The organism is Dankookia rubra, assembly GCF_004355005.1.
In the GTDB taxonomy this organism is placed as follows: domain Bacteria; phylum Pseudomonadota; class Alphaproteobacteria; order Acetobacterales; family Acetobacteraceae; genus Paracraurococcus; species Paracraurococcus ruber_A.
Map to the genome: position 1 here is coordinate 1 of NZ_SMSJ01000188.1, position 4,425 is coordinate 4,425.

At 61.4% G+C, this 4,425-nt stretch carries 3 protein-coding genes; 2 read left to right on the plus strand and 1 reads right to left on the minus strand.

All coding sequences use genetic code 11. The annotated features are described in order from the left end of the window. Positions 1-1,053 (minus strand): IS66 family transposase (locus tag E2C06_RS35425; protein ID WP_133293234.1); only part of this gene is annotated, 1,053 nt, incomplete at its 3' end. A gap of 136 nt (positions 1,054-1,189) precedes the next feature. Here E2C06_RS35425 and E2C06_RS35430 point away from each other — a divergent pair. Both E2C06_RS35430 and E2C06_RS35440 read left to right on the plus strand, forming a co-directional pair. Then, positions 1,190-1,675, plus strand: coding sequence for a transposase (locus E2C06_RS35430; protein WP_165982892.1), 486 nt, complete (start codon positions 1,190-1,192; stop codon positions 1,673-1,675). A 240-nt stretch (positions 1,676-1,915) separates the two neighbouring features. Beyond that, complete coding sequence (locus E2C06_RS35440; protein WP_206664839.1) at positions 1,916-4,084, plus strand: carbohydrate-binding domain-containing protein; 2,169 nt, start codon at positions 1,916-1,918, stop codon at positions 4,082-4,084. Positions 4,085-4,425: the final 341 nt, after the last annotated feature.

Here is a 4,425-nt window from a genome sequence, read left to right on the forward strand (position 1 = left end):
CTCGCCAAGGGCGAACTGGCCGGCATCGTCGCTGACGATCACCGTCCCGGGCAGCAGGCCATGCGCCTTGATGGCACCCCAGAGCGCGCCTTCGGTGGCCAGGCGCGCTGGCGCGAGACTGCCTTCCATGCCGCGGATGTCGAGCCGCTCGAGATGCGCAGCCCAGGCCGCTTGGTCGGGAAAGACGCGCTGCGGATCGCCTGCCAAGCGGGCGATTACCGGCCCAGCCAGGGCGCGCTCGCGCATATACGCCAGCGCCTCGGCGTTCACGACGTAGTCGCCGTGCCCGGCCCGCAGCAGCTCGAGGAAGTTCAGCCGGCTCTTGCTGGCCGTGGTGCCGAAGCAGGCGAAATGGTCATTGCCGATCTGTGTGCAGACGCCGTTCACCGCCCGGTGCCGCGCCCCGGTGTCGTCGACCGTTATCCAGGCCGCGCTCGCCAGTCCGGCCCGCAGCACCTGCTGGCTCTCGTCGAGGAACGGCTGCTGGCCGGCGATCAGCAGGCGTATGACCTGCCGCTTGGAGATGGCGATCCCAACTGCCTGCAACTGTGCCACCAGCCGCGGCATCGTGGTCTGCCCCTGGTGGTACTGGGCGAGCACGTAGCGCCGCAGCTCAGGCCCGAAGTGGCCATCGACCCCGCCCGGCAGGGGCGCCACGACCAGCCGCCCCTCCGGCGTTATCCAGCGCTCGCGGCGGTAGCGCACCGCCTCGGTCCGCAGCACAAGGTCCTGCGTCAGGAAGTCCTGGTAGCCCTGGAACCGCGAGCCGGACGGCACCGTGGCCCGCAGCACCCGCGCCTCCACCGCCACCCGCGGCACCACCTTGCCGCGGCCGCCACGGCCATGGTGGTTGCGCGGCAGCTTCGGCTCGGTCGCCTGCTCCATCCCGCTCGGCTTGATCGCCGGCCGGCCTTTCAGTCCCTTGAGGCGGGCGATCTCCTCGCGCTGAGCCGCCACCGTCCGCTCGAGCTCCGCCACCTTGCCCAGCAGCGCGCTGACCAGCGCCTTCAGTTCGGCCAGCGACAGCGTGTCAGGGTCGGCGGGCGGGACCATGCGCCCAAGGGAATCAGAACAGCCGACCCCTGAGAAGGGCAAACCGCGCCGCCGCCACAGGTTTTGCCCCTCTTACAATGTGCGCGCCTTTCTCCGCGACGGGGGCTGGGAGAGCATACGCCACCATATCGTCGGCATGCTGCGTGAAAGGGACAGGCGGGAGCCTAGCCCCACGGCGGCAATCGTCGATACTCAGAGCGCGAAGAACACGGAGAGCAGCGGTCTGCGCGGCTGGGACGCCACGAAGCGGCTGAAAGGCCGCAAGCGCCACGTCGCATTGGACACCGATGGGCTGCTGCTGGGCGTCGTCGTACATGCGGCCGACATCCAGGACGCCGACGGCCTTGGCGGTCTGCTGAGGCCCGTGAAGCCGCTCTACAACTCGCTCCGGGCCGTGTTCGCCGACGGCGTCTACAACCGCGTCACCGCGCTGTTCGCCTGCTTCCTGTTTGGCCTGGCGCTGATCATCGGCACCGCACCGCGGGCACCAAGGGCTTCGTCCTGCTGCCACGCAGGTGAGTGGTCGAACGTACCATTGGTTGGCTCGGGCGATGGCGGCGCCTGTCCAAGGACTATGAGCAACGGCCCGAGATCGGCGAGGCGATGGTCACACTCGCCATGATCCGCCTCATGCTGCACCGCCTCGTTCACCCGAACCGCAGGCGACTTCCTGCCCGTAGCTTTCAAAACAGCCTTTTAGGGCATCGTACCTCTTCCCGACGGATGTGAGCGGGGAAAACAGACTCCCTATTTCAACTTTCAGTTGATTTCTGTCTCGGAAATCCCGAGATTGCTGCCATCGCGATTGGGCGAGGCGTGGCTTGCCTGACCGCTTAATCGCTGCGTCGCAATGGAGAACCCGATGGCGAAGCTTGTTGTCTCTCCGACAGTGGTGAGAATGCCCGCGAGAACGACTATTGGCTCCGGCCCGGACAGCTTAGTATTACGAATCAGCCAAGATTATTATCAGGGGGACGCAAACTACGAAGTCTTTGTGGATGACGTGCAAATCGGTGGCACCTTCACTGCCTCCGCACTTCACTCCTCCGCCCAGAGCGATACCCTGATCATCAAAAATGGTTGGGCTCCCGGCAGTCACAAAGTTGCAGTCAAGTTTCTCAATGACGCCTGGGGGGGCACTGCAGCGGCGGATCGCAATCTTTACTTAGAGGCCGCGACCTACAACGGCGCCGCCGTGCCTGGCGCCCCCTCTACCCTGTGGACGGCTGGAACAGTAGCCTTCTCCTACACCAAATCCGCCCTTGCAATACCAGCCTCGGTGTCTCTTTCCGCCGGCAGCGGATCAGACGTTTTAGTGCTCAAGTTCAGCCAGGATGCTTACCAGGGCAGTGCCCAATACACCGTCAAAATCGACGGAGTGCAAGTTGGAGGCACTTTCACCGCCTCGGCCTGGCATTCCTCTGACTCTGTTGACACCCTGACCTTGAAGGGCAACTGGGCGCTTGGCCAACATCAGGTTTCGGTCACCTTCCTCAACGACGCTTGGGGTGGCACTGCCGCGACGGACCGCAATCTTTATTTAGACAGCGCGACCTACAACGGCACCGCCTTGCCTGGTGTGGCCAAAGCCCTGATGATTACGGGCCCGGAAAGCTTTGTCTTTACGGATTTCGCAGCACCGTCGCCGACGCCGTCGCCGACGCCGACGCCACCTGCCGGATCGGTCGTGATTCACGTCGGCGAGAGCATCCAAGCTAAAGTCGACGCTTTCCCACCTGGAACGACCTTTTGGTTGGAGGCTGGAGAGCATCGGATGCAGACGGTTACGCCGAAAGATGGCCAATCGTTCGTTGGCGCTGAAGGAGCTATCCTCGATGGCTCGCGTCTACTGACCGGTTTTACTCAGGATGGCGACGATTGGGTAATTGGCAACCAGACGCAAGAAGGTCAGCGCAGTAACGTTCCCATAGTCGTTGGCTGGGAGCGTGCGGGCTACCCGGACGCAGTGTATATTGATGGTGTCCCGTTGCGTCCGGTGGATACACGGGCCGAGGTAACACCCGGCAAGTTCTACTTCGACTATGCTGCCAACCGTATTTATATCGGCGAAAATCCCACTGGACACAAGGTCGAGGCGGCGGTCACGCCGCTCGCCTTCGGCGGCGCAGCGCAGAACGTCAGTCTAAGTCACATAACGGTCGAGCAGTACGCCTCGCCTGTGCAGAATGCAGCTGTCGGCGGTATCAATGGAGTGAAGAACTGGAGCCTGAATGACATTGACATACGTTTAAACTTCGGCACTGGAGTCAAGCTTGGCGAAGGTTCAAAACTCATCAATAGTTTGGTATCTGACAATGGCCAATTGGGCGCCGGCGGCGTGGGCGCAGGTATCCTTGTGGACGGCACTGAGTTCGCGCGCAACGGTGGATGGGCAGGCATCGACCCGAACTGGGAGGGCGGCGGGTTCAAGTTCGCATTCACCAGCGGTGCAGTCATACGCAACAGTTACAGTCATGATAACACCGGCATTGGTATGTGGACTGATATTAACAACGTAAAGACCCTGTATGAAGGCAACACTATTGTGAATAATAGCTGGGGCGGCCTTCAACACGAGATCAGCTACGACGCAGTAATCCGAAACAACGTCATCGTAGGCAATGGGGCCGCACAAGACAATTGGGTTCTAGGCGCGGGCATCCAGCTCTCGAACGTCCAGGGAGTTGAAGTATACGGCAACGTAGTGGATAGCCGAGGTGGCGGAGCAGGAATAATCATGTGGAATGCCGACCGAACTGCTGATGCGACAAGATACAATGCTCCACTTTCTTACACCACTATCAATAATAACGTACATGATAACAGGGTGATTGGCCCCGGTGAGAACGGCATGGTAGCGACTTACGACGGTTCGGTGCTTTGGAGCGGCAATAACCATTTTGACGGAAATGAATACCACGTACCGTCCCTATTGGCACCTCTATTTTACTATGGAGATGGTCAGTATACTTTTGAACAACTCCGCGCCATCACGGCTTGGGAGGCCAAGGGGTCTGCTGTCCTGCTATAATATAACAGTCTGAATGCCAAATAATCCGGGCGCTTCGGGGCGGTTTCGACACGTAGGGCAGTGCGCCGGCTGAGCCTCAACATGTTGGGCCGATGTCTCGCACCAGCCTACGCAGCAATGCCGACCTGCCTCCGCCTTCCAACCGCCGTGTTCCCCGACCCAGCCGTGGCGACGGCTGGAACGCCCTGGCCAACATCAAAGTCTTCGTCTTCGCAGTCGAGGCTGAGTTGCCCCCTGTGGCAGGGAAGTTGTCCGGCGCCTTGAGATGATCTCTCATTTTCAGAGGGGCGGGACGGAGGGATGAGTTGGCCCACTCGACGGAACGCCGCGCGGCGGTTCTG